Source organism: Delftia sp. ZNC0008 (genome assembly GCF_000799035.1).
GTDB classification, from domain to species: domain Bacteria; phylum Pseudomonadota; class Gammaproteobacteria; order Burkholderiales; family Burkholderiaceae_C; genus Comamonas; species Comamonas tsuruhatensis.
Genome location: NZ_JTKZ01000304.1, coordinates 1 through 2,290, shown reverse-complemented (window position 1 = coordinate 2,290; position 2,290 = coordinate 1). Strand labels below are relative to the sequence as shown.

The following is a 2,290-nucleotide window of genomic DNA, read 5'->3' as shown; positions in this document are numbered from 1 at the left end:
CCGCGTAGGCGGATGGCGGCGGGCGTGGTGGTGCCGTAGTCGCGCGCCAGCTGGCGGATCTGCTCCACGGGCAGGCCGCAGACCTGGGCCGCGCGCTCGGGCGGCCACTGCAGGGCGCGGGCCTTGAGTTCCTCCCAGCCCAGCGTGTGGCGCGCGATGTAGTCATGGTCCAGCCAGCCGTGCGTGATCAGCTCGTGCATCAGGGCCAGCGCCAGGGCCGCGTCCGTGCCGGGCAGCAGCTGCAGGTGCTCGTGGCATTTGTCGGCGGTCTCGGTCTTGCGCGGGTCTATGCACACCAGGCGCGCGCCGTTGCGCTTGGCCTCCAGCGCATAGCGCCAGAAATGCAGGCTGCTGCCGATGCTGTTGCTGCCCCAGATGAGGATGAGCCGGCTTTCGGTGAAATGCTCCACGCGCATGCCCAGCTTGCCGCCGTAGGTCAGGTTCAGGGCCTCGCCCCCGGCGCTGGAGCAGATGGTGCGGTCCAGCAGCGAGGCGCCGAGCTGGTGGAAGAAGCGCCGGTCCATGCTCTCGCCCTGCACCAGGCCCATGGTGCCTGCGTAGCTGTAGGGCAGGATGGTTTCGGGATCGCGCGCCGCCAGCGCGTGCAGCCGGGCGGCGATGTCGGCCAGCGCCTCGTCCCAGCCCACGGGCTCGAACTGCCCGGAGCCCTTGGGTCCCACGCGGCGCAGCGGGGTGAGCACACGCTCGGGGTGGTAGCTGCGCTCGGTGTATTTGCTGACCTTGGCGCAGAGCACGCCGCCCGTGTGCGGATGGTCGGGGTTGCCCTGGACTCTTTTGGCGATGCCGTCTTCGACTGTGGTCACCAGCGAGCAGGTATCGGGGCAGTCATGGGGGCAGGCGCCCAGGACCTGTGAGGTGGCCTGGAGTGGGGGCGTGGCGGAGGACATGGTGGCAGCGGTCTCGGACAGGGTGGGGACTTTGCGAAAGAACCGTGAAAGCCGGAAAAACAGAAAAAGGCCGTCACGGGCAAGGGGCGGTGCCGGTCTTGCATGCCGCAATCGCCGCTTGTCTTTATTATGCGGACCCTTGCAGCCGGCTGCACGCAGCAACGGCGCCGATTCCAGTGACAAAAACAGGCAAGTTCATGCTCCGACCCAAGACGGCGTTCAGCCGCAGACAGTTCATCGCAGCCAGCACGGCGGCTGCCGCCACCTGGACCGGCGCAGTGCGCGCCCAGGACGCGGGAGGCACCATCGTGCTGGGCCAGTCCTGCCCGATGACGGGCCCCGCGGCACAGATCGGCCAGCCCTTCCATGAAGGCGCCAAGCTGTACTTCGAACAGCTCAACGCGCAGGGGGGCATTGCCCGGCGCAACATCGAACTGCGCGTGATGGACGACGGCTACGAGCCCGAGCGCTGCGCGGCCAATACCCAGCGCTTCCTGTCCGACGACGTGTTCGCGCTGTTCGGCTACGTGGGCACCTCCACCAGCATGGCCGCGCTGCCGCTGCTGCAAAAGGCGCGCGTGCCCCTGTTCGCGCCGCTGACGGGCGCCGACGCGCTGCGCCAGCCCCAGCTGGCCCAACTGGTCTTCAACGTGCGCGCCTCCTATGCCGACGAGACGGCGCTGATGGTGCGGCACCTCACGGGCCTGGGCCTGAAGAAGGTGGCCGTGCTGCACCAGAACGATGCCTATGGCGAATCGGGCCTGGCCGGCGTCAAGGCGGCGCTGGCCGCCAAGGGGCTGGAGCCCGTGGGCGCGGCCACGGTGGAGCGCAACTCGAACAATGTGGCGGCGGCCGTCAAGACGCTGGTGCCGCTGGGCGCCGATGTGATCGTGCAGATCGTCACCTACTCGGCCAGCGCGGCCTTTGTGCGCGCGGCGCGCCAGGCGGGCTTTGGCGGGCAGTTCTACAACGTCTCCTTCGTCGGCTCGCAGGCACTGGCGCAGACGCTGGGCAAGGATGCCGAAGGGGTGGTCGTCACCCAGGTCGTGCCCTCGCCCTTCCAGACCTCGCGCCAGATCACGCGCGATTTCCTGGCGGCCATCCAGAAGGGCGGCGGCAAGCTGACGCCCAACTACTCCAGCATGGAAGGCTATCTGGCGGCACGCGTGTTCGCCGATGCGCTGCGCCAGGCCTCGGCCTCGGGCAAGCCCACGCGCGACGGCCTGGTGGCCGCGCTCGACGCCATGCACGGCCAGCAAGTGGCCGGCTTCCCGCTGGCCTTCAAGCCGCAATCGGCCAAGCCGCGCTTCGTGGAGTTGTCCATGCTGACCGGCGACGGCAAGGTCCGGGTTTAGGCTTGCTGCATAACACGCTCTACGCGG

The 2,290-nt window shown here is 68.9% G+C and carries 2 protein-coding genes; one reads left to right on the top strand and one right to left on the bottom strand.

Annotated features, from left to right (window positions below; genetic code table 11):
• Positions 1 to 908, bottom strand: a 908-nt coding sequence (locus L995_RS10275) for a molybdopterin-dependent oxidoreductase (RefSeq protein WP_047471397.1), incomplete at its 3' end; no start/stop codon positions are given.
• Positions 909 to 1,105: 197 nt separating this feature from the next.
• Between L995_RS10275 and L995_RS10270 the strand changes: the two genes are divergently transcribed.
• On the top strand, positions 1,106 to 2,263 hold the full coding sequence (locus tag L995_RS10270) for an ABC transporter substrate-binding protein (protein WP_016446617.1): 1,158 nt from the start codon (positions 1,106 to 1,108) through the stop codon (positions 2,261 to 2,263).
• Positions 2,264 to 2,290: the final 27 nt, after the last annotated feature.